General features: G+C 57.4%; 21 protein-coding genes. 1 reads left to right on the plus strand and 20 read right to left on the minus strand.

The genetic code is table 11. The annotated features are described in order from the left end of the window. Both HK26_RS00005 and HK26_RS00010 read right to left on the minus strand, forming a co-directional pair. A partial coding sequence (locus HK26_RS00005) for a hypothetical protein (protein WP_143296256.1) occupies window positions 1–181 on the minus strand: 181 nt, incomplete at its 3' end. Window positions 182–213: 32 nt separating this feature from the next. Further along, a complete protein-coding gene (locus HK26_RS00010; RefSeq protein WP_086637916.1) occupies window positions 214–996 on the minus strand; it encodes an IclR family transcriptional regulator in 783 nt (260 codons plus the stop codon). Between the two features lie 262 nt (window positions 997–1,258). Here HK26_RS00010 and HK26_RS00015 point away from each other — a divergent pair, with 262 nt between their 5' ends. Next, window positions 1,259–1,747 (plus strand): glutathione peroxidase, encoded by a 489-nt coding sequence (locus HK26_RS00015; RefSeq protein WP_307772202.1) that lies wholly within the window; start codon window positions 1,259–1,261, stop codon window positions 1,745–1,747. A gap of 52 nt (window positions 1,748–1,799) precedes the next feature. Here HK26_RS00015 and HK26_RS00020 read toward each other — a convergent pair whose 3' ends face one another. From HK26_RS00020 to HK26_RS00105, 18 genes are all read right to left on the minus strand, one after another. After that, window positions 1,800–2,486: an ABC transporter ATP-binding protein gene (locus HK26_RS00020; protein ID WP_086637918.1), complete on the minus strand. Its 687-nt coding sequence runs from the start codon at window positions 2,484–2,486 to the stop codon at window positions 1,800–1,802. Next, the gene (locus HK26_RS00025) at window positions 2,479–3,729 is read right to left on the minus strand and encodes a lipoprotein-releasing ABC transporter permease subunit (RefSeq protein ID WP_086637919.1); all 1,251 of its coding nucleotides are present in this window, start codon (window positions 3,727–3,729) and stop codon (window positions 2,479–2,481) included. The genes HK26_RS00020 and HK26_RS00025 overlap by 8 nt, the downstream gene beginning before the upstream one ends. A gap of 5 nt (window positions 3,730–3,734) precedes the next feature. After that, the gene (proS, locus tag HK26_RS00030) at window positions 3,735–5,051 is read right to left on the minus strand and encodes a proline--tRNA ligase (protein WP_086637920.1); all 1,317 of its coding nucleotides are present in this window, start codon (window positions 5,049–5,051) and stop codon (window positions 3,735–3,737) included. 143 nt (window positions 5,052–5,194) lie between these two features. Further along, the gene (locus tag HK26_RS00035; RefSeq protein WP_086637921.1) at window positions 5,195–6,838 is read right to left on the minus strand and encodes a ribonuclease J; all 1,644 of its coding nucleotides are present in this window, start codon (window positions 6,836–6,838) and stop codon (window positions 5,195–5,197) included. A gap of 9 nt (window positions 6,839–6,847) precedes the next feature. Next, window positions 6,848–7,660 carry a type III pantothenate kinase gene (locus tag HK26_RS00040; protein WP_086637922.1) on the minus strand — a complete coding sequence of 271 codons (813 nt, stop codon included), beginning with the start codon at window positions 7,658–7,660 and terminating at the stop codon, window positions 6,848–6,850. Between the two features lie 2 nt (window positions 7,661–7,662). Further along, the gene (locus HK26_RS00045) at window positions 7,663–8,412 is read right to left on the minus strand and encodes a biotin--[acetyl-CoA-carboxylase] ligase (protein ID WP_086637923.1); all 750 of its coding nucleotides are present in this window, start codon (window positions 8,410–8,412) and stop codon (window positions 7,663–7,665) included. After that, window positions 8,409–9,851 (minus strand): NADH-quinone oxidoreductase subunit NuoN, encoded by a 1,443-nt coding sequence (gene nuoN / locus HK26_RS00050; RefSeq protein WP_086637924.1) that lies wholly within the window; start codon window positions 9,849–9,851, stop codon window positions 8,409–8,411. Before nuoN ends, HK26_RS00045 begins: the two co-directional genes overlap by 4 nt. Before the next feature lie 65 nt (window positions 9,852–9,916). Then, window positions 9,917–11,857, minus strand: a complete 1,941-nt coding sequence (gene nuoL, locus HK26_RS00055; RefSeq protein WP_086638021.1) for an NADH-quinone oxidoreductase subunit L — start codon at window positions 11,855–11,857, stop codon at window positions 9,917–9,919. A gap of 8 nt (window positions 11,858–11,865) precedes the next feature. Continuing rightward, a complete protein-coding gene (gene nuoK, locus HK26_RS00060) occupies window positions 11,866–12,189 on the minus strand; it encodes an NADH-quinone oxidoreductase subunit NuoK (RefSeq protein WP_035371974.1) in 324 nt (107 codons plus the stop codon). Beyond that, entirely contained in the window at window positions 12,186–12,899 is a 714-nt protein-coding gene (locus HK26_RS00065) for an NADH-quinone oxidoreductase subunit J (protein ID WP_086637925.1), read from the minus strand. Before HK26_RS00065 ends, nuoK begins: the two co-directional genes overlap by 4 nt. A gap of 36 nt (window positions 12,900–12,935) precedes the next feature. After that, window positions 12,936–13,424 (minus strand): NADH-quinone oxidoreductase subunit NuoI, encoded by a 489-nt coding sequence (gene nuoI / locus HK26_RS00070; protein ID WP_025826166.1) that lies wholly within the window; start codon window positions 13,422–13,424, stop codon window positions 12,936–12,938. After that, the gene (gene nuoH / locus HK26_RS00075; protein WP_086637926.1) at window positions 13,424–14,452 is read right to left on the minus strand and encodes an NADH-quinone oxidoreductase subunit NuoH; all 1,029 of its coding nucleotides are present in this window, start codon (window positions 14,450–14,452) and stop codon (window positions 13,424–13,426) included. The genes nuoI and nuoH overlap by 1 nt, the downstream gene beginning before the upstream one ends. A gap of 5 nt (window positions 14,453–14,457) precedes the next feature. Next, complete coding sequence (gene nuoG, locus HK26_RS00080) at window positions 14,458–16,539, minus strand: NADH-quinone oxidoreductase subunit NuoG (protein ID WP_086637927.1); 2,082 nt, start codon at window positions 16,537–16,539, stop codon at window positions 14,458–14,460. Window positions 16,540–16,544: 5 nt separating this feature from the next. Continuing rightward, window positions 16,545–17,873 carry an NADH-quinone oxidoreductase subunit NuoF gene (gene nuoF / locus HK26_RS00085; protein ID WP_086637928.1) on the minus strand — a complete coding sequence of 443 codons (1,329 nt, stop codon included), beginning with the start codon at window positions 17,871–17,873 and terminating at the stop codon, window positions 16,545–16,547. Window positions 17,874–17,884: 11 nt separating this feature from the next. After that, window positions 17,885–18,520: a complex I 24 kDa subunit family protein gene (locus HK26_RS00090; protein ID WP_086637929.1), complete on the minus strand. Its 636-nt coding sequence runs from the start codon at window positions 18,518–18,520 to the stop codon at window positions 17,885–17,887. Next, on the minus strand, window positions 18,517–19,800 hold the full coding sequence (locus HK26_RS00095; protein ID WP_086637930.1) for an NADH-quinone oxidoreductase subunit D: 1,284 nt from the start codon (window positions 19,798–19,800) through the stop codon (window positions 18,517–18,519). Before HK26_RS00095 ends, HK26_RS00090 begins: the two co-directional genes overlap by 4 nt. Continuing rightward, entirely contained in the window at window positions 19,800–20,459 is a 660-nt protein-coding gene (locus HK26_RS00100) for an NADH-quinone oxidoreductase subunit C (RefSeq protein ID WP_180539209.1), read from the minus strand. The genes HK26_RS00095 and HK26_RS00100 overlap by 1 nt, the downstream gene beginning before the upstream one ends. Continuing rightward, window positions 20,452–21,015, minus strand: a complete 564-nt coding sequence (locus HK26_RS00105) for a NuoB/complex I 20 kDa subunit family protein (RefSeq protein WP_025826157.1) — start codon at window positions 21,013–21,015, stop codon at window positions 20,452–20,454. The genes HK26_RS00100 and HK26_RS00105 overlap by 8 nt, the downstream gene beginning before the upstream one ends. Window positions 21,016–21,021: the final 6 nt, after the last annotated feature.

A 21,021-nucleotide genomic window follows, 5' to 3' on the forward strand; every position in this document is an offset into this window, starting at 1 on the left:
CCGTGGCCTGCTGTGCCGTGGCCTGCTGTGCCGTGGCCTGCTGTGCCGTGGCCTGCTGTGCCGTGGCCCAGAATGCTATGGGGAGCAATCCGATCCGTGCACTCAGGGCAAGCCCCCTCAGCCCCCTGCGGCGTGTGTTTTTCTGGCTTATTCCGGCCGCCAGATCACTGGCAAAATGCATACGTCTATCCCATCCGCCCATACTCAAAATGCCTACCCTACACGGTAGCCCAGGCGGAAAGAGACTGCCTCCGCCAGCCGTGCGGCAACAGCCCCAAGACGTTCAACACTGTACCGCCCCAGTTCCGCCTGAGGCAGGCTAATCCCGATTCCTGCCAGTGCCCGCCCGGAGTGGTCTTTAACAGCCGCACCAAAACACCACAGCCCGTCGTGCACCTGCTCATCGTCCACGGCGTAGCCGCGCTCCTTGATTTCACCAATTTCACGGACCAGTGTTGTTACCGAACAGATGCCGTTGGGTGTCAGCGGCTGGGGCCATGTCGTAACCGGGTGCAGCGCCAGCCACTCCCGGAAGGAGGCATCATCCATACCAGCCAAAATGGCATTACCTGTTGCCGTAAATATGGCAGGCAGGCGCATACCTACCCTAAAGGACGCCCCAAGCACGGTGGCGCTGTTACGGCAGGCCACATAAACAACCTCGGCCCCCTCCAGCATGGTAAGGGTTACAGTAAAGGCCTCCACATCCGTGCGAGTCTCCAGCACGTGGTAGAACTCACTCACCAGATCACGTTTTTCTGTAACGTCTCCGGCCCAGTCGAGCAGCCGTGTGCCCAGCCGGTAGCCTTGAGTAACCGTTTTTTCCAGCAAACCTAATTCCTGCATCACAGCCAACAGGCCGTGCGCTGTACTGCGCGGTAAATCAAGCTGTCTGGCCACGTCTGCCGCCAGAGGCGGTTTGGCGGCGTCCTTGACCATATCAAGAATGCGAACGGCCCGGCGAAGAGCGGGAACCGTATCCTGCGATTTGGACATGTTATTCTTATTTTCCATGTTGACAGGAGGGGCTCATATCTTCATATTCCACATACGGGATCGAGTTCAACATAATGAACAACAAAAAGCAGAACACGATCTTGCCGCGCACAAGATGTGGTGGAAGTCTGGCACAAGAACCCGCAACAGGGCAGCAGGCTTCCACCCACTACTTGCAGACTTCATAACATCTCGCTCCTTCTCTTGTGGTGCGCTACACAGGATGTCTTTCCTGCCACAAAAGCAGCAAGAGGGCAGCACCTTGGCTACAAACATATACGATTTTACCCTACCCGCACTGGATGGCACCACCATTGACCTGAGTGCCTACAGGGGACAACCCATCCTGATTGTGAATACCGCCTCCAAATGTGGTTTTACCCCACAATACGAAGGCCTGCAGGCGCTGTGGACACAGTTCCATAAAGCCGGGCTGGTGGTAATTGGCGTTCCCAGCAATGATTTTGGCCAGCAGGAACCCGGCACATCGGAAGAAATCGGGGCATTCTGCCAGAAAAACTATGGTGTGAGTTTTCCCATGGCAGCGCGTAGCGTGGTCAGGGGGCAGGAGGCCATACCGCTTTTTGGCTGGCTGGATGCGGAGCTTGGTTTTCTGGCACGGCCAAGATGGAATTTTTTCAAGTATCTGATCGGGCGTAACGGCCAGCCTGTTGCGTGGTTTTCCAGCATTACACCACCAACATCGGCACGTGTACGCAATGCAGTAGAGCGCGCCCTGCTGCCCGCCTGAGCAGCTCCATACTTATGCTCCACCCCGCCATGGCAGGGTGGAGACTTTTATCTTACCGCGGAACCAGCAGGCCGTCACGCAGGGTCACAACCCTGTCCATGCGGGGCAGCAGTTCTTCGTTATGCGTGGCAACCAGTGCGGCCAGACCGCGCTTGCGCACCGCGTCAAGCAGTTCGGTGAACACGGCATCTGCCGTATGCACATCAAGGTTACCCGTCGGCTCATCCGCCAGCAGGAGCGATGGGGCATTGGCCAGCGCACGGGCAATGGCCACGCGCTGCTGCTCCCCGCCCGATAACTTGCCCGGCAGGTGATCAACCCGGTGCGCCAGACCAAACATGCCGAGCAGACGCTCGGCCTCCTGTTTGGCCGCCCGTTTGGACACGCCTGCAATCATTTGCGGCAGAACCACATTTTCCCGCGCGGTGAACTCCCCCAGCAGATGGTGGAACTGGTAGACAAACCCGATCTCATCACGCCGCAGGGCAGTGCGCCCGGCATCCGCCATGGTTCTGGTCGATTGTCCGCCAATCATAATATCACCCGCATCTGGCGTATCCAGCAGTCCCGCCAGATGCAGTAAGGTGGATTTACCCGTGCCCGATGGCGCAACAAGGGCCACAATTTCCCCCGCATGCAGGGTAAAATCGGCGCCTTGCAAAATAGGCAGCACATCATGCTCCCCACTGCGGTAGGTTTTTTGCACGCCATCAAGGCGTAACACAACGCTATTACTCATGACGGAGCGCCTCGACCGGGTCTGTTCTGGCTGCACGCCATGCCGGATACAATGTTGCCAGAAGCGAAAGCAGAAGCGCCATGCCTATGACCTCCCCGACCTGCCCCCATTCCAGCTTGGCTGGCAGGTGTTCAAGGTAATACACTTCCGGGTTGAACAGGTTTGTACCCGTCAGGCTTTGCAACAACTGGCGAATACGCTCGATGTTCATGCAGAACACAATGCCAAGGGCTGTTCCCGCAACCGTGCCGGTAACCCCCACCGATGCGCCACACATCAGAAAAATACGCATGATGGCACCACGGCTGGCCCCAATGGTGCGCAGCACGGCAATATCCGCCGTTTTATCCTTGACCATCATAATCAGCGAGGAAATGACATTGAACGCGGCCACAACAATAATCAGGGTCAGGATCAGGAACATGACGTTCTGCTCCACCTGAACAGCCCCGAACAGAGCGTTGTTGGCGGTAGTCCAGTCCAGCACCCGCAGACCGGGGTCATCTACCGTTCTGGTAATGGCCTGCGTGACCATGCGCACATGCTGCGCATCTTTGGTGGCGACCTGAATCTGCGTCACTTTACCCGGCATCTGAAAATAGATCTGGGCCGCGTGCATGGGCAGGAACACCACGCTGGAATTATAGTCGTTTACCCCGGCATCAAATATGGCACTGACACGGTAGGAGCGCACACGCGGCACCGTGCCAAAAGCCGTTGCAGCCCCCTCGGGTGAGACCAATGTCAGGCGTGAGCCAATATACAGCCCGGCCCGCTCGGCCATGGTCACACCCACCACAATGGAGTCATCCCCCTGACCAAACTGGTCCAGCGAGCCTGCAACAAGGGAGGAACTCACAGCCTTAAGGTCCTTCAGCCCCTGCGCCGTAATGCCATGCACCACGCCACCGGCACTGTACCCCCCAGCACTGAGCAGCACCTGCCCCTCTATAATGGGGGTAGCACTCAGCACATCGGGAACACTGCGGACCTCCTGCGCCACATCCTCATACTGGGAGATGGTACGACCTGCGCCATAAATGGTCAGGTCGCCATTCAACCCCAGAATGCGGCCCATCAGATCGGCCTGAAAGCCATTCATCACCGCCATGACAATAATCAGCGTGGCAACGCCCAAGGCAATGCCGACCAACGAAAATATGGCGATGATGGAGACAAACCGCTCCCCGCGCCGCGCGCGAAGGTAGCGGCCAGCCACGGCACGCTCGAATGGACCAAACATGGTTATCAGCCTGCCAGAACCAGAGCCAGCGCTTCGTCCACGCTCAGCTCCTGCCGCTCACCCGTTGCACGGCGTTTGAGCTCTACACGCCCTTCCTTTGCACTGCGGGGGCCAACAACAATCTGCCATGGGTGCCCCATAAGGTCGGCATCCGCAAACTTCACACCAGCACGCTCTGCCCGGTCATCGTACAAAAATGCCTCTGGCGCTTTGGCGTAAATCTGCTCGCACACCGCATCGCACACCGCATCACCCGACTTCAGGTTCAAAATGGCAGCGCGGAAAGGCGCCACGGAATCTGGCCAGATAATGCCGTTTTCATCGTGGCAGGCTTCAATAATGGCCCCGGCAAGGCGGGAGACGCCAATCCCGTAAGACCCCATTTCTGGGTAGAACTGTGCGCCATCAGCACCGCTTACGCTTACGTCCATAGCCTGCGTGTATTTGGTGCCAAAGTAGAAAATATGCCCGACTTCCACCCCGCGCCCCTCGCGCTTGCGGTCATCTGGCACGCCGTCCCATGCGGTGACGTCATGCATTTCGTCCGTGGCCGCATAAGGGGTGGTCACGCGGTTAAAGAAGGCTTCCAGCGCCTCTGCGCTGTTGGTATCCACCGGCTCGTCCAGCCAGTCCTGATCTTCCAGCGCTGCGTCATAGAACACGCCGCTCTCACCCGTTGGGGCCAGAATCAGGAATTCGTGGCTGAGTTCGCCCCCGATCGGCCCCGTATCGGCCCGCATGGGTACAGCGCGCACCCCCAAACGCTGGAAGGTGCGCAGGTAGGCCAGCATCATGCGCCGGTAGGTTGCAACAGCCGATGCATAGTCCACATCAAAGCTGTAGGCGTCCTTCATCAGGAATTCGCGGCCACGCATCACGCCAAAGCGGGGGCGCATCTCGTCCCGGAACTTCCATTGGATGTGGTACAGAACCTGAGGCAGATCCTTGTAGGATTTGACCGTCTGCCCGAACAGGTCGGTCACCATTTCCTCATTGGTCGGCCCGTAGAGCAGTTCACGCTTGTGGCGGTCCTGAATACGCAGCATTTCCGGCCCATAGGCATCGTAACGACCGGAGCGGCGCCACAGGTCGGCGGATTGCAGGGTTGGCATCAGCACTTCCTGCGCATCGACCCGGTCCTGCTCTTCACGCACGATCTGACTGATGTTGCGCAGCACCTTAAGCCCGGCGGGCAGCCATGCATAAATACCCGAAGCCGTCTGGCGGATCAGTCCAGCACGGAGCATGAGCCTGTGAGAGACGATTTGCGCCTCTGCCGGATTTTCCTTGAGAGTGGGAAGAAAGCTGCGCGAAAGACGCATGTGCATTCAGCCTTGTGTAAGGGCAGACCTCCGGCAAAAGAGAGGCAGCCTGTGTTGTCTGTCATTGAGCTGTAAAACAGCCCCGAACAAAAGAAAACCCGGCAGAACCGGGCTCTCTTGCTTTCTGGCGTTAACCTGTGCGCTTAGACGCGGAGCACGTGCACGTCCACCAGCGGACGCTTTTGCAGCTTGCGGCCAAGAGCACGGCGCAGGGCTGTTTTGGCAGCCTCGCGGAAGGCGCTGTCCTCATTGCGCAACTCGTCGGGAATAACATCCAGCGCGTTGGCAAACTCTTCACGCACCCGCACGCTTTCAAGGTCATCGGGGTCCAGCAGGCCGGGCGCGCTGACCTTGGGGTCACCAATTACAAAGCCTTCGTCATCCACGGCAAAGCTGCCAATGACAATGCCGTTGAACAGCATCTTGCGCCGCGCAGCCAGCACGCCACCATTCATGGGCAGCAGGCGGTTGCCATCAAGCGCCAGACGGCCGGTCGGGGCAGTATCGACCACCTCCAGCTTACCGGGGGACAGACGCAGGATATCACCATCTTCAAGCAGAATGGGGGCAATCCCCATTTCCTGCGCCAGAGCGGCCTGGGCGGTCAGGTGCCGCCATTCGCCATGCACCGGCACAACATGCTGGGGCTTGAGCAGTTCATACATCTTCTGCACATCGCCACCTGTGGCATGGCCGGACACATGTACAAAATGTTCGCGGTCGGTAATCACCCGCACACCGCGCTTGGCCAGATTGTCCTGCACACCCATGATTGCCCGCTCATTGCCCGGAATCATGCGGCTGGAATAAATGACCGTATCCCCTTCCCCGAGGGAAATATTGGGGTGCACGTCCATGGAAATACGCGACAGGGCAGACCGCGGCTCACCCTGACTGCCCGTGATGATCATGAGCAGCTGGTCATCTGGCACATCATTCACATCCTGCTCGCTCAGGAACGGCAGCACACCGGAGAGGTACCCGCATTCGCGCGCAGCCGTATCCAGATTGCGCAGCGAGCGCCCGACCAGCACAACCGTACGCCCCGCTGCCTGCGCAGCCATGGCAATGGTTTCCACCCGCGCCACGTTGGAAGCAAAGCAGGTCACGGCAATGCGGCCCTTAAGGCTTGCGACCAGTTCGGTCATGCTCACGCGCACTTCGGATTCGGAGCGTGAGGGGCCGGGCTTCATGACATTCGTGCTGTCGCACACCAGCGCCAGAACACCTTCCTCGCCAATTTCGGCCAGACGGTTCAGGTCCGTTGCGGGGCCGACCAGTGGTTCGGGGTCAAATTTCCAGTCGCCTGTGTGGACCACAATACCCGCAGGAGTGCGCAGCACCATGGACTGCGCCTCGGGCACGGAATGCGTGACCGGCACGAACTCGATGTCAAACGGCCCGACGTTAAAGCGCGCACCGGGCATGATCACGCGGATAGGCACATCCATCAGGCGGGCTTCTGCCAGCTTGCGGCGCAGTACGGCACTTGCAAATGGCGTTACGTAAACGGGGCATTGCAACATGGGCCAGACATGGGCCACAGCACCAATATGGTCTTCATGGGCATGGGTAATAACCAGCCCGGCCAGCTTGTTCCTGCGCTCAACAATAAAGGCGGGGTCTGGCACCAGAATTTCTGCCTCTGGCGTATCATTCCCGCTAAAGCCAATACCGCAATCAATTGCCAGCCATGTATCACCCTGACGATACAGGTTGAGGTTCATGCCGATCTCACCCGTTCCACCCAAGGGCAGAAAGGCCAGATCGCCGTTCTGTTCTGTCATATTATCCGATTATCCTTCAGCCAAAAAATCTCGTTCTACTGTCAGTTTCGGCAGGGGGTTCCTCCCCGCCAGCAAGCGCAACCCATTGAGGGTCAGCATTGAATCCACATGGTCAAAAACCGTCGTCCCTTCCGAGAAGAGCGGAGCCAGACCGCCAGTTGCGAGCACCTTCATGGAAGGCCCCACTTCACGGCGGATCCTCTCAACGATCCCCTCGATCAACCCTACATACCCCCAGAACACACCTGAGCGCATGGCGGCAACCGTATTCCGCCCGATGGCGGATTCCCCCACCGGACGGCCAATGCCAATACGTGGAAGCCTTGCTGCTGCCTGATGCAATGCCTCGACCGACAGATTGATGCCGGGCGCAATAACACCACCGCAGTAGCTTCCCTCCTGATCCACCACATCAAACGTGGTGGCTGTTCCAAAATCGATCACCGTCAGCGGGCCACCATAGGTGTAATGCGCGGCAAGCCCGTTGAGCAGGCGGTCTACCCCGACCTCATCAGGGTTATCCATCTTGATGGCAAACCCCCAGTCCAGCCGGGCCGAGGCCAGTAGAGGTTCCACCGCAAACCACTGGCGGCACAAAGTGCGTAGATGGTACAGTGCGGCAGGCACCACCGTGCCAATGACCGCACCCTCAACATCATCCGGTGTCAGGCCCTGTGTTCTGAGCAGTGCCTGCAACCACACACCATATTCATCCGACGTGCGCTGAGGCTGCATGGTAATACGCCAGACACCACGCCACTTCTCACCATCATGCACGGCAAACACAACATTGGTATTCCCTGCGTCTATGACAAGTAGCACTCCTACGCGCCCTTTTCCATAAGCAGAATATCCCCTGTTGCGATTGTCTTCATTCCACGTTCCGTATCCAGCAGCAGGCGCCCGTCTTCGGCCAGCCCAGCAAACAGCCCCTTCTCATAAGTAGTCCCGCCCTGAACGACAAGGGGGGTCCCCAAAGGATGCGCCCTTTCCAGCCAGGCATTACGGATGGGGGCAAACCCTTTTTGCCGCCATTGCCTGCACCACAGGGCTAGCCCATCAAGCACATGGCGGGCCACAATTTCCACATCCGGGACCATGCCACATTGCGCCAGACAGGCTACTGGCCGCTCCAGCTGGCTTTGCTGGGGAGCCGCCGCCAGATTGGCCCCAAGCCCCACAAGAACATAATCGCCTTCCCGCTCAATGAGGATTCCCCCCATTTTCCGCCCGTCCAGCAGAATATCATTTGGCCATTTGATCGTCAGGTGGCCCTGTGCAGCGGGAACAGCGCGCAACAGCCCATCGTAAAACCCCAGAGAGGCGACAAAGGGCCAGCCCCCCAGAGCATCCGGCCCGGCCTGCGCCCCAGCCTGCACAACGCTCAACGCAAGCCCCTGCCCTCCGTCCAGCCAGCTCCGGCCACGGCTGCCGCGCCCTTTGGTCTGGCGGCGGGCCAGCACAGCAAGCCCTGTAACATCTTCCTCCGTGCGGCAGACATTCAGGCAATAGTCGGAGGTCGATGGCAGCTCATCAAAACAGGTCAGCCGCCAGACATCACTTTGCCCGCTCATCCCGCCAGAGCTAGGGCCGCCTGATGCGCAACCGACATAAGTGGGCCAAGCATGATGGCAAAAACAACAGTGGCAACACCCATCCCGCCCGACACAAACAGCAGGCTGGGAGCCGGCCGGTCCAGCGTAGGCGCTGGCGCATCAAAATACATAACTTTCACAACCCGCAGATAATAATAGGCTCCGACTATGCTGGACAATGCGCCAATGCTGACCAGCACGTAAAGACCAGATTGCCACGCAGCTGCAAAAACCATGAACTTGCCAAAAAAACCGGCAAGTGGTGGCGCTCCCACCATGCTGAACATGAAAATAGCCAGAGCAAGCGCCATACCCGGATCGGTGCGGCCTAGTCCGGCAAGGTCGGCAATGGAATTGACCTCCCGCCCGTTCCGCCGCATGGCGGTAATGCCTGCAAAAACACCGGCATTCATCACAAAATAGGCGGCAAGATAAATCAGTGTGGCCTGTATGCCTGCGGTGCTGGCCGCTGCAAGCCCCATCATGGCGTACCCCATATGCCCGATGGAGGAATAGGCCATCAGCCGCTTGATATTGGTCTGCGGGATTGCCGCAAAAGCACCATAGACCATAGACAGCACAGATACCGCCTCAATCAGTATCTGCCAGCGTGGAGCAACCGAGCCGAACGGCCCCGCCATAACACGCAGGAACAGCGCAAACGCCGCAAACTTGGGTGCACCAGCCATGTAAGCTGTAACCGGTGTGGGAGCGCCCTGATAAACATCGGGCGTCCACATATGGAATGGCACAGCGGAGAGCTTGAAGCACAACCCCACAACAACAAACACAATACCAACAACCAGCCCCATGGGGGGCAGCCCGGAAGCACGCACGGCCTCAACCAGCCCACTATACTCCATGGTGCCCGCATACCCGTAAACGAGCGAAATGCCATAAAGCAGCAGGCCAGATGCCAAAGACCCCAGAATAAAATACTTCATCCCCGCCTCGGAGGAGAGGACATTGTCCCGCTCCACCGCACACAGGATGTAAATGGAGAGGGAAGACAGTTCCAGCCCGACAAACAATGTCATCAAATTGGCCGAGGACGCCATAAGCATGGCCCCCAGTGTGGAGAACAGCATGAGCACCGGCGTCTCAAACGGCAGGGACTGCCGCTCAGGCGTGCGGTAGCTTACACTCAGGGCCACAGCCACAAAGCCGCCCGCCAGAATAAGCTCCTTCATAAACCGGGCAAAACCGTCATTCACAAATGTTGCGGCATACCCTGCCCCTGAAGGCGCAAGCACAACCAGAAAACCACAGAGCACAAACGCAGCAAGGCTGAGTATGGCAGCGGGAAAAAAGCCTTCCCCCTTTTTGCAGAGCACACCAGCTACAAGAATGATGATACCCGATACAGCAAGAACAATTTCGGGCAGGGCCACAGCCCAGTTGAACACTGTCACACTCATCGCGCGGCACTCCGCTGAGGATAGAAAGAGAACAAGGTCGGAATGGTGGCGTTGGTCATGTTAAATCACCCGCACAGCGCAACAGTCAGCAGCACCACAAGCCCTGCCAGCATGGTAAAGGCGTAAATGGCAATGGAGCCGCTCTGGAGCCTGACAGCCTGCAACGCGCTGTCATGCGTGGCACGCACGATGTCCAGCGGCAGACCTTCCACAACACCTTCGTCCGCCCCTTTCCACAGCACACGTGCCAGCGCTGCATAGGGACGCACGAAAATCCTGTCGTACAGCTCGTCAAAATACCATTTATTGAGCAAGAAGCGGTAGATTGGCCCAAAGCTACGGGCGAGCGCCGCTGGCACCTGCGGTGCACGCACATACAGGACAAAGGCCAGCGCAATCCCCGCAAGCCCGGCAATGCTGGGCAACAGGGCGATCAGGGACGGCACGTGCTCAAACGCTTCCATAATGTGGTTGGTAGGCGCATTAACGATAGCGCCGTTCCAGAACGCCCCCTGATGTGCACCAATGTAGTATGGCGCCAGCGCCACGCCTGCCACAACCGCCCCCACGGACAACACCAGTAACGGCACGGTCATGACTGCCGGGCTTTCATGCGCGCCATCATGTGCATGAGCGTCATGCGGTGTGCCATGAAAAACCAGAAACAGCAGTCTCCAGCTATAAAACGCTGTCAGAAAAGCCGTAATACTGCCCAAGGCCCATGCATAATGGCTGTAGGAAGCATCGGACGCCCACAACGCATTCAGAATGGCATCTTTGGACCAGTATCCGGCAAACGGATAAACCCCGGCCAGCGCCAGACTGCCCAGCCACATAACCACATAGGTTACGGGCAGTTTTTTCCATAAGCCCCCCATGCGGAACATGTTCTGCTCGTCGTGCATGGCATGAATGACGGAGCCTGCGGCCAAAAACAGAAGTGCCTTGAAAAAAGCATGCGTGGTCAGATGGAAGACAGCAGCCTGATACGCCCCCACCCCAACGGCTGCAAACATATAGCCAAGCTGCGAGCAGGTGGAATAGGCAATGGTCCGCTTGATGTCTGGCTGCACCATGCCAACGGTTGCCGCAAAAAAGCAGGTTGTAGCGCCAATCAGAATAACAAAGCAGCGTGTGCCGGGGGCAAACTCCAGTAAGGGAGACATGCGCGCCATCAAAAACACACCTGCGGTTACCATGGTTGCAGCGTGGATCAGGGCCGATACAGGCGTTGGCCCTTCCATCGCATCCGGTAGCCATGTGTGCAGGAACAACTGGGCCGACTTGCCCATAGCACCCACAAACAACAGGAAGCAGATGACCTCCAGCATACGGATGGATACGCCGCATATGGTATAAGGCACGTTCAGCACATCTGGCACGGCTGCAAACACGGCATCATACTGCACTGTGTGGAACAGAACGTAGATCAGCCCGATGCCGACAATAAAAAACAGATCCGCCACGCGGTTGACCACAAATGCCTTGATAGCCGCTGCCGTGGCCGCCGGGCGGTCATACCAGTAACCGATCAGCAGATAACTGGCCAGGCCCACACCCTCCCAGCCAAAAAAGAGCTGGATCAGGTCATTGGAAGAAACCAGCATAAGCATGGCAAAAGTAAACAGCGACAGATAGGAGAAGAACCGATAGGTCGGCATGCTCTCGTGGCTCATGTAGCCAATGCTGTAGCAATGCACGAGCAGGGACACCACAAGCACCATGGCCACCATGGTAACGGAGAGCGTGTCAAACCGCAGGGTCCATGTGGCGTCAAACCCACCAGCGTGCACCCATTGCGCCAATGGCACGCTGGCGTGCGGAAAACCACTCTGCCACGCACCGCACAGAGCGCCCACACCACATAGGGCCGCAACTGCCATACAGGCTATGGTTACAACCTTGGCGAGAGCATCGCCCATAAACCGCCCGCCAAGCCCCGCGACAACAGCCCCCGCCATGGGAGCAAGCACGGCAACGGAAAACAGGTTGAGTTCTGTTTGCATAACGCTGCTCATCCCTTCATCATCGTCACGTCTTCGACCTGGATGGAGCCGCGGTTACGGAAGTAGACCGTAACAATAGCAAGCCCGATGGCCGCTTCTGCCGCTGCAATGGTCAGTACGAACAGCACCATGACCTGCCCCGACAGGTCCCCGTGAGCCGAGGAAAATGCCACCAGATTAAGGTTGGCCGAAAGCAGGATCAGCTCCATGGACATGAGCAGAACAATAATGTTCTTACGGTTCAGAAAAATGCCAAACACCCCCAGAACCAGAAGTGCAGCACTAACAAACAGGTAAGGTCCAAGCCCCACAGACGCGATTGCCGGGTTCATGCGCCTTTCTCCTCGGTTTCCGTCTTATCCGGCTCACCCGCACCATAGGAGCCGGGAACCGCAATTTCGTAATAGGAGCCTTTGGGGCGCAGGAAACCGCCCTGTTCAAACACATTTTCGCCAAGTGGCAGATTAACCAGCTCCAGCGTTTCTTCACGTGTGCGTGCATGCTGCCGACCAATGTTCTGGCGGCGGCCAGTTGCGGTGCTGCGCAGCGTCAGCACGATCGCCCCGATCATGGCGACCAGCAGGACAAGCCCGCAGGCCTGAAAAAGCAGCACATAATGCGTGTAAATAACCGTACCCAGAGCGGCTGTATTGGTCAGCGCCGGGTCCACCGCCAAAGGCGCGACCACACCCGCAGGCGCCATGCGCCAGTTGCTAAAGGCCATGAGCAGTTCAGCCAGCAGCACACCCCCGATGCACAGGCCCAGAGGCGCATAACGCTGGAACCCCTCGCGCAGGCGACTGAAGTCTATATCCAGCATCATCACCACAAACAGGAAGAGAACCGCTACCGCCCCGACGTAAACAATGACCAGAAGCATGGCCAAAAACTCGGCCCCCGCGACCAGAAACAGCCCCGCAGCGTTAAAAAAGCCCAGAATGAGGAACAACACCGCATGAACGGGATTGCGGGCACTAATGACCATGGCGGCCGAAAGCAGCAGCACTGCCGCAAAAACATAAAAAACGAGCTGTGCCATCATTGGCCAACCTCCTGCCCTGACGTGGTCTGCATCTGCTCAGCGATACGGCGCATCAAGTTCGAGCCTCCGTGCCAGCAGAGACTCCCAGCGATCTCCGTTCGCAAGGAGCTTGCCTTTGTCGTACATCAGCTCTTCGCGGGTTTCCGTAGCAAATTCGTAGTTGGGGCCTTCAACAATTGCATCTACGGGGCAGGCTTCCTCGCACAGTCCACAATAGATGCATTTGGTCATGTCAATGTCATACCGCGTGGTGCGGCGCGACCCGTCATCACGCTCTTCGGCCTCAATGGTAATGGCCTCAGCCGGGCACGTGGCCTCGCACAGTTTGCAGGCAATGCAGCGCTCCTCCCCGTTGGGGTAGCGCCGCAGAGCGTGCTCACCCCTGAACCGGTGGGACAACGGACCTTTCTCATACGGATAGTTCAGCGTGACCTTGGGCTTGAACATCATACGGAATGTGGAAACCATGCCCGCCGCCAGTTCCTTGAGCAGGAAAGACCGCAATGTGGTGCCAAGAGCGCTCATCAATTCACCCCTCCCATATGGGGCAGCAGACCTGTTGCCATAAGAAAGCCAGCCGTACCGATCATCCACAGTAAAGAGAACGGCAAGAACACCTTCCATCCAAGCCGCATCAACTGATCGTATCGGTAACGCGGGAACGTCGCGCGCACCCAGATAAAGACAAACAGACAGAACAGGATTTTAAAAATCAGCCACAGCGGGCCGGGTACCCATGTCAGTGGCGCAATACCCAGCGGGGGCAGCCACCCACCAAGGAACAGAATGCTGACCATGGAGGACATAAGGATCATGTTCGCGTATTCGCCCAGAAAGAACAGGCCGAAGGCGAGCGATGAATATTCTACAAAAAAGCCTGCAACCAGTTCACTCTCCCCTTCGGGCAAGTCAAACGGGGCACGGTTGGTTTCCGCCAACGCGGAGATAAAAAACACGATGAACATCGGGAACATCGGCACACAGAACCATATGTGCCGTTGCGCCAGCACAATATCGTTCAGGTTAAGGCTACCAACCGCGAGCAGGACCGACACGATCACCAGCCCGATGGACACCTCGTAGGAGACCATCTGCGCTGCCGAGCGCAAACCGCCCAAAAACGCATAACGTGAGTTGGATGCCCAGCCCGCAATGAGCATGCCATAAACCCCAAGGGAAGACATGGCGAGCAGGTAGAGAATGCCAACATTGATGTTGGCCACCGCCAGCCCGTTACCCGTTGGAATAACGGCCCAGGCGGCCATGGCGAGCGAAAAGGTCAAAAACGGTGCGAACAGGAACAAGGCCCGGTTGGCCCCTGCCGGGATAACCGTTTCCTTCACAATCATCTTGATCGCGTCTGCAAAGGCCTGCAACAGACCGAATGGTCCATTCACATTGGGGCCGCGCCGTTGCTGCATGGCCGCCATGACCTTGCGTTCCATCAGGGTCAGGTAGGCAACGCCAATCAGCAGGGGCACCAGCACCGCCAGTGTTTCCAGCAGCATCAGCAGGATCTGGCCCGCAAGGGTTTGGTAGAAAAAATATGCCATTGCCCTTACTCCGCCGCCACCGCAGGTGCCTTGCCATAAACCCTTGAGCACTCAGCCATGGTCTGGCTGGCGCGGCTTATGGTGTTGGTCTGGTAATAGTCCTGAACAACAGGTCGCAAAGGCGTTGCCATAAGCGTGCCATCGCGCACACTGGCAGGTGTTGCCCCACTTTCCTGCTCACCGACCAGAAGCGGAACAGCCGTGTTGCCACAGGCAAAAACAGGATTGATCTGCGCCATATGGGCACGCAGTTCTTCCAGCGTGTCATACGGCAGGGTATGGCCTACCACCTCGGAAAAAGCCCGGATAATCCGCCAGTCTTCCCGCGCTTCCCCCGGAGCGAACACGGCGCGGAATGCGCGCTGCACCCGCCCTGCGGTGTTGACGTATGTTCCCGCTTTTTCGGTATAGGCCGCACCGGGGAGGATAATATCGGCCCGCTTGGCCGCTGCATCCCCATGATGGCCCAGATACACCACAAATGTTTCCGGCGGAATGCGGTCCAGCTGCACCTCATCTGCCCCCAGCAACCACAGGATTTCCACCCCGCCACGGAGCATACTGGCTGCATCACACCCATGGGGGCCGGGTACAAACCCAAGGTCCAGCGCCCCGACGCGTGACGCCGCCGTGTGCAGAATGTTCAAACCCTGCCACTGCGGCGTTATGGCGCCACAGGCATGTGCAAGATCACGGCAGGCAGCATAAATGGCTGGAGCATCCCGCCGGGTCAGGGCCGCATGGCCCAGAATAATCATGGGCTTTTTGGCGTTTTTCAAAACTTCGGCAAACGCATGTTGCCCGTCCAGCAGCTCAGCCAGTGTATCCGGCCCGCTGCCTAGCACGCTCACATCATAGGTCATATCCGCCGTTGGCGTGCCGATCATGCCAATGGGGAAGCCCCCACGTCCTGCGTCGACAAACCGTTTGCGGATACGCGCATTGAGCACCGGCGCTTCATGCCGGGGCATGGTGCCAACCAGCAACAGCGCATCGGCCTGATCAATCCCGCTTATATCGCTGTTGAACAGGTAGCCGGAACGGCTTGAGGTATCATACCACGCACCGTCCTGCCGACAGTCCAGATTGGATGACCCCATACCTTGCAAAAGGTCTTTTATTGCACACAGGCTTTCTGCATCACACAGATCACCCGCTATGGCCCCGATCTTATCACCCGGCACACCGTCAAACCGACGGGCCAGAGCGATCAGCGCATCTTTCCATGATACGGAAGACAGTTTTCCATGCACCCTGACCCACGGCCTATCCAGCCGCTTACGCTTGAGTCCATCAATGGAAAAACGTCCTTTATCAGACAGCCATTCTTCGTTGACCTCATCATTCACGCGGGGGACAATCCGCATGACTTCCCCCCCACGGGCCTGGACCTGAATATTGGTGCCCAGCGCGTCCATGACATCAATGCTGTCGGTCTTTTTATATTCCCATGACCGGGCATGGAACGCAGCGGGCTTGGCTGTAAGGGCACCAACGGGGCAGACATCAATCAGATTACCGGAGAGTTCGGATGTCAGGGCTTTTTCCACATAGGTGGTGATTTCAGCATTCTCCCCGCGGGAGACAAGCCCGAGTTCGGGTGTGCCGGCCACTTCCGTACTAAAGCGCACACACCGCGTGCACTGGATGCAGCGCGTCATAACCGTTTTGACCAGTGGCCCCAGATCCTTGTCCGTGACCGCCCGTTTATCTTCCTTGTAACGCGAAATACCAGACCCATACCCATAGGCCTGATCCTGCAGGTCGCACTCCCCACCCTGATCGCAGATCGGGCAATCCAGCGGGTGGTTGATCAGTAGGAATTCCATAACAGCCCGGCGGGCGCGGCGCACCATCTCGGTGTCCGTAAAAATCTGCATGCCATCAGCCACAGGAAAACCGCAGGAGGCAACAGGCTTGGGTGCACGCGCCACTTCCACCAGACACATGCGGCAATTCCCCGCAACAGACAGGCGCTCGTGGTAACAAAAGCGCGGAATTTCCTTACCCGCCGCCTCGCAGGCCTGCAACGCGCTGGAACCGGGAGGAACGTCTACTGGCGTGCCGTCAACTATTACCCTCACCATTGCCGTTACTCCACTGCTGCCGGAACGCCACCGGCGGGCACCTGCACCAGCCCGGTGCTGCCATACGCCGCCTTGTACTGGCGGATACGTGCTTCCATTTCTGGGCGAAAATGCCGGATAAGCCCCTGTATGGGCCATGCCGCTGCATCCCCCAGCGCACAGATCGTATGCCCTTCCACCTGCCGGGTGACCTGCTCCAGCAGATCTATTTCCTCAATATCCGCGCGGCCCTGAACCATGCGGTCCATCATGCGCATCATCCAGCCCGTTCCTTCACGGCAGGGGGTGCACTGCCCACAGCTTTCATGCTTGAAAAACTTTGAGAACCGGGCGATCGCTTTTATAATATCGGTCGATCTGTCCATAACAATCATGCAGGCTGTGCCAAGGCCTGAGCGTTCGGCGCGCAGGCTGTCATAATCCATAAGAACAGTCTCACACACAGCTTTTGGCAATAGCGGTACGGAACAGCCACCCGGAATAACCGCCAGCAGGTTGTCCCACCCACCGCGCACACCACCACCGTGTTTTTCAATAATATCCCTGAGCGGCACGCCCAATTCTTCCTCAAACACACAGGGTGTGTTGACATGGCCCGATATGGCCATGAGCTTGGAGCCCGCATTGTTGGGACGACCAAGCCCCGCAAACCACTCGGCTCCACGCCGCAAAATGGTGGACGTAACGGCAATGCTCTCCACATTGTTTACAGTTGTGGGGCAGCCATAAAGCCCTACCCCGGCAGGGAATGGCGGCTTCATGCGGGGCTGGCCTTTTTTACCTTCAAGACTTTCCAGCAAGGCCGTTTCTTCACCGCAGATATAGGCACCCGCGCCACGGTGGATACGAAAATCAAAATCCCATCCGCTGCCAGCTGCATTTTTCCCGAGCAGACCTGCTGCGTAAGCCTCGTCAATAGCCGCCTGCAAACGCTCGGCTTCTCGGAAAAACTCCCCACGAATATAGATATAGGATGCATGAGCCCCCATCGCAAAAGATGCGATCAGCGCACTTTCTATCAGTTTGTGCGGCTCATGGCGCATGACCTCGCGGTCCTTGCAGGTACCGGGCTCGGACTCATCCCCGTTGATCACCAGATAATGCGGCCGTCCATCGGACTGTTTGGGCATGAAGGACCACTTCAACCCGGTAGGGAAGCCCGCACCACCTCGCCCACGCAGGCCAGAGGCCTTCATTTGTGCAATAATGGTATCGCGGCCTCTGGCAAGAATTTCTGCCGTGTTGCTCCAGTCACCCCGCTTGCGTGCGGCCTCCAGCCGCCAGTCATTCTGACCATACAGATTGGTGAAGATCCGGTCCTTGTCAGCCAGCATGGCCGTCTCTCCTATTCCTGTTCCACCGTGGAAGATGGCAGCAATGTCTTGCGCCCACCCAGTGGAGCCGAAACACTACGGTTAACAGTCGGTCCGGGCTCTGGCCGCCGCCCTGCCCTCAACTCGGCTATAACGGCCTGCGTGCGTTCGGCATTCATATCTTCATAGTAATCATCATCAACTTGCAGGATTGGCGCATTGGCGCAGGCCCCAAGACATTCCACCTCTGTCATGGTAAAAAGACCATCAGCACTGGTGCCACCAAAATGCTGGATACCTGTCGCTTTCTGGCAGGCCTCCACCACGTCATCCGACCCACGCAGCCAACAGGGCGTGGTGGTGCAAACCTGCAAATGGTAACGCCCGATGGGGCGCGTGTTGAACATGGTGTAAAACGATGCGACTTCATAAACCCGCATGGCGGCCATATCCAGGCGCTGGGCAATAACGTCCATGGCGACTACGGGCACCCAGGCGCTCCCCGTTACACGCCCCATCTGGCGTTGCGCGATATACAGCAGTGGCATAACGGCACTTGCCTTGCGCTCTTGCGGATACTTGCTGAGAACACCAGCAATTTCCTCTTCCGATGCGGCATCGAAAACAAAGCTGTCCGGCTGTTCTGCCGGGGTCCAGACTGTGCTCATCGATCGACTTCTCCAAACACAAGATCAAGCGACCCGATAATAGCCACCATGTCGGCCAGCATACCGCGCCGCGAAAGCTCATCTATGGCCTGTAGATGTGCAAATCCCGTCGGACGGATTTTGCAGCGATACGGCCTGTTGCTGCCATCGGCCACAAGATAGACGCCAAATTCTCCCTTAGGACTTTCCACCGCCGTGTAGGTTGAGCCCGCAGGAACGTGATAACCCTCGCTAAAAAGCTTGAAGTGATGGATCAGGGCTTCCATGGACCGCTTCATTTCCGCTCTGGGCGGCGGGCTGAACTTGGGGTCCTGCACCTTGATGTCACCCGCCTGCATCTGGCTCAGGCATTGCTCAATAATCCTGACACTTTCACGCATTTCCGCAACACGGATCAGATAACGATCGTAGGAATCACCTTGACGTGTGACTGGCACCTTAAAATCAACCTTATGATAATTATCATATGGCTGGTTGCGCCTTAAATCCCATGGAACGCCAGAAGCACGCAGGCACGGGCCACTAAACCCCCATGCCAGAGCCTGTTCGGTTGTAAAAACACCAATACCGACCGTGCGCTGTTTCCATATCCTGTTTTCAGTCAGCAGACCTTCAAGCTCATCAATCCACGATGGGAACTCTCTGGCCCACACCCCAATCCTGTCTTCCAGACTGGTGGGTATGTCACGCGCAACACCACCGGGGCGAAAATAGTTGGCATGAAAGCGCGCACCGGATGCAGCTTCATAAAACTCCAGAAGTTTTTCGCGCTCTTCATAGCCCCACAAAGCTGGCGTTACCGCACCACAATCCAGCCCCATGGCGGTCAGATTGAGAATATGGTTAAGAATGCGGGTAATTTCCGCAAACATGACGCGCAGCCATTTGGCGCGCTCTGGAATATCAATCCCCAGAAGTTTTTCCGTGGCCAGAGCAAAAGCCTGCTCCTCGCACATGGGGGAGACATAATCCAGACGGTCAAAATATGGCAGGGCTTTTTGATACGTCTTGTATTCAATCAGCTTTTCCGTACCCCGGTGCAAAAGTCCTATATGGGGGACGGCACGGGCGACAAGCTCGCCTTCCATCTCAAGCACAAGACGCAGCACACCATGCGCTGATGGATGCTGAGGCCCAAAATTAAGAGCATGGGAGTCAATTTCGACAACCCTGTTTTCAATTTCAAGCGCCTGCTGTTCTGGCAAAAGGCTTTGAGGAATATCCTCTTGCGGGACAGTTTGGGCAAACGCGAGGGATGGTGTGTTTTTCTGCTCGGTCATCAGCCAGACCTCTTCATACCCTGCCGGACCTCGTGTGCTTTTTCGTCTCCCGGTAGGGTCAGCATACCTTCCCACGGGGAAACAAAATCAAAATCACGAAAATCCTGTGTTAACGAAACAGGTTCCTTAACAACCTGCCTACGCTCCACGTCGTAGCGGACCTCCTCATACCCCGTCAGTGGGAAGTCCTTGCGCAGCGGATGGCCTTCAAACCCGTTATCAGTGAGGATGCGACGCAAATCAGGCTGACCGGAGAACAAAACCCCGAACAGGTCATAACATTCCCGCTCCCACCAGGTCGCACAGGGCCACAGATGATGCACCGATGGCACCGCACCATACTCATCAGTCGTCACCACCACGCGGATACGCCGGTTATAGGTCACGGACAGCAGGTTATAGACCACGTCAAACCGCTCTGCGCGGGCGGGAAAATCCACACCACACAAGTCCATCAACTGCTCAAACCGATAACGCGGGTCATCACGCAAAAGAGTCAGAAACGCCAGAAGATGCGAACGTGTTGTATGCACCACCAACTCCCCCTTCTCCACCGCTGCGTAAGAGACATGCGGCTGGGTTGAGAGGAATGTAAACGCCAAAGAGCATAACTGCCCTTCGAGCCTAGCCTGCATTGGATTTACAGAAATATCAGCCACGGAGAATGGTCCCTGTCCGACGAATTTTTTTCTGGAGCAGCATAATGCCGTAGATCAGCGCTTCTGCCGTAGGCGGGCAGCCGGGCACGTACACATCCACCGGCACAATACGGTCACACCCACGCACAACAGAGTAGGAGTAATGGTAATACCCCCCACCATTAGCACATGACCCCATGGAGATAACCCAGCGCGGCTCAGCCATCTGCTCATAGAGACGACGTAGAACCGGAGCCATTTTGTTGGTCAGTGTGCCTGCCACAATCATAACGTCTGACTGACGGGGTGACCCACGGGGGATAATGCCCATACGGTCCAGATCATAGCGCGGCATGTAAGCGTGAATCATTTCCACAGCACAGCATGCCAGCCCGAACGACATGGGCCACAAGCTACCCGTACGCCCCCAGTTAACCAGCTTGTCCAGGCTTGCAACCACAAACCCTTTTTCTGCCAGAACCCCGGTAATGCCACGGACAACTGCGTCCTGCTCGGGGCCGGGGGGCAAAGCCTCCCTGTTCCACATAATGGCGTTTTCATCGTGATGTGTGGTCATGCTGGC

Origin of the sequence: Acetobacter okinawensis, from assembly GCF_002153655.1 — a bacterium.
Classification (GTDB): Bacteria; Pseudomonadota; Alphaproteobacteria; order Acetobacterales; family Acetobacteraceae; genus Acetobacter; species Acetobacter okinawensis_A.

What these genes read in the sequence shown, in the direction of transcription:
- HK26_RS00010 (WP_086637916.1), bottom strand. Translation starts at nt 996, where the DNA reads ATGTCCAAATCGCAGGATACGGTTCCCGCTCTTCGCCGGGCCGTTCGC.
- HK26_RS00020 (WP_086637918.1), bottom strand. Translation starts at nt 2,486, where the DNA reads ATGAGTAATAGCGTTGTGTTACGCCTTGATGGCGTGCAAAAAACCTAC.
- HK26_RS00025 (WP_086637919.1), bottom strand. Translation starts at nt 3,729, where the DNA reads ATGTTTGGTCCATTCGAGCGTGCCGTGGCTGGCCGCTACCTTCGCGCG.
- proS (WP_086637920.1), bottom strand. Translation starts at nt 5,051, where the DNA reads ATGCGTCTTTCGCGCAGCTTTCTTCCCACTCTCAAGGAAAATCCGGCA.
- HK26_RS00035 (WP_086637921.1), bottom strand. Translation starts at nt 6,838, where the DNA reads ATGACAGAACAGAACGGCGATCTGGCCTTTCTGCCCTTGGGTGGAACG.
- HK26_RS00045 (WP_086637923.1), bottom strand. Translation starts at nt 8,412, where the DNA reads ATGAGCGGGCAAAGTGATGTCTGGCGGCTGACCTGTTTTGATGAGCTG.
- nuoN (WP_086637924.1), bottom strand. Translation starts at nt 9,851, where the DNA reads ATGAGTGTGACAGTGTTCAACTGGGCTGTGGCCCTGCCCGAAATTGTT.
- nuoL (WP_086638021.1), bottom strand. Translation starts at nt 11,857, where the DNA reads ATGCAAACAGAACTCAACCTGTTTTCCGTTGCCGTGCTTGCTCCCATG.
- nuoK (WP_035371974.1), bottom strand. Translation starts at nt 12,189, where the DNA reads ATGAACCCGGCAATCGCGTCTGTGGGGCTTGGACCTTACCTGTTTGTT.
- HK26_RS00065 (WP_086637925.1), bottom strand. Translation starts at nt 12,899, where the DNA reads ATGATGGCACAGCTCGTTTTTTATGTTTTTGCGGCAGTGCTGCTGCTT.
- nuoI (WP_025826166.1), bottom strand. Translation starts at nt 13,424, where the DNA reads ATGAGCGCTCTTGGCACCACATTGCGGTCTTTCCTGCTCAAGGAACTG.
- nuoH (WP_086637926.1), bottom strand. Translation starts at nt 14,452, where the DNA reads ATGGCATATTTTTTCTACCAAACCCTTGCGGGCCAGATCCTGCTGATG.
- nuoG (WP_086637927.1), bottom strand. Translation starts at nt 16,539, where the DNA reads ATGGTGAGGGTAATAGTTGACGGCACGCCAGTAGACGTTCCTCCCGGT.
- nuoF (WP_086637928.1), bottom strand. Translation starts at nt 17,873, where the DNA reads ATGCTGGCTGACAAGGACCGGATCTTCACCAATCTGTATGGTCAGAAT.
- HK26_RS00090 (WP_086637929.1), bottom strand. Translation starts at nt 18,520, where the DNA reads ATGAGCACAGTCTGGACCCCGGCAGAACAGCCGGACAGCTTTGTTTTC.
- HK26_RS00095 (WP_086637930.1), bottom strand. Translation starts at nt 19,800, where the DNA reads ATGACCGAGCAGAAAAACACACCATCCCTCGCGTTTGCCCAAACTGTC.
- HK26_RS00105 (WP_025826157.1), bottom strand. Translation starts at nt 21,015, where the DNA reads ATGACCACACATCACGATGAAAACGCCATTATGTGGAACAGGGAGGCT.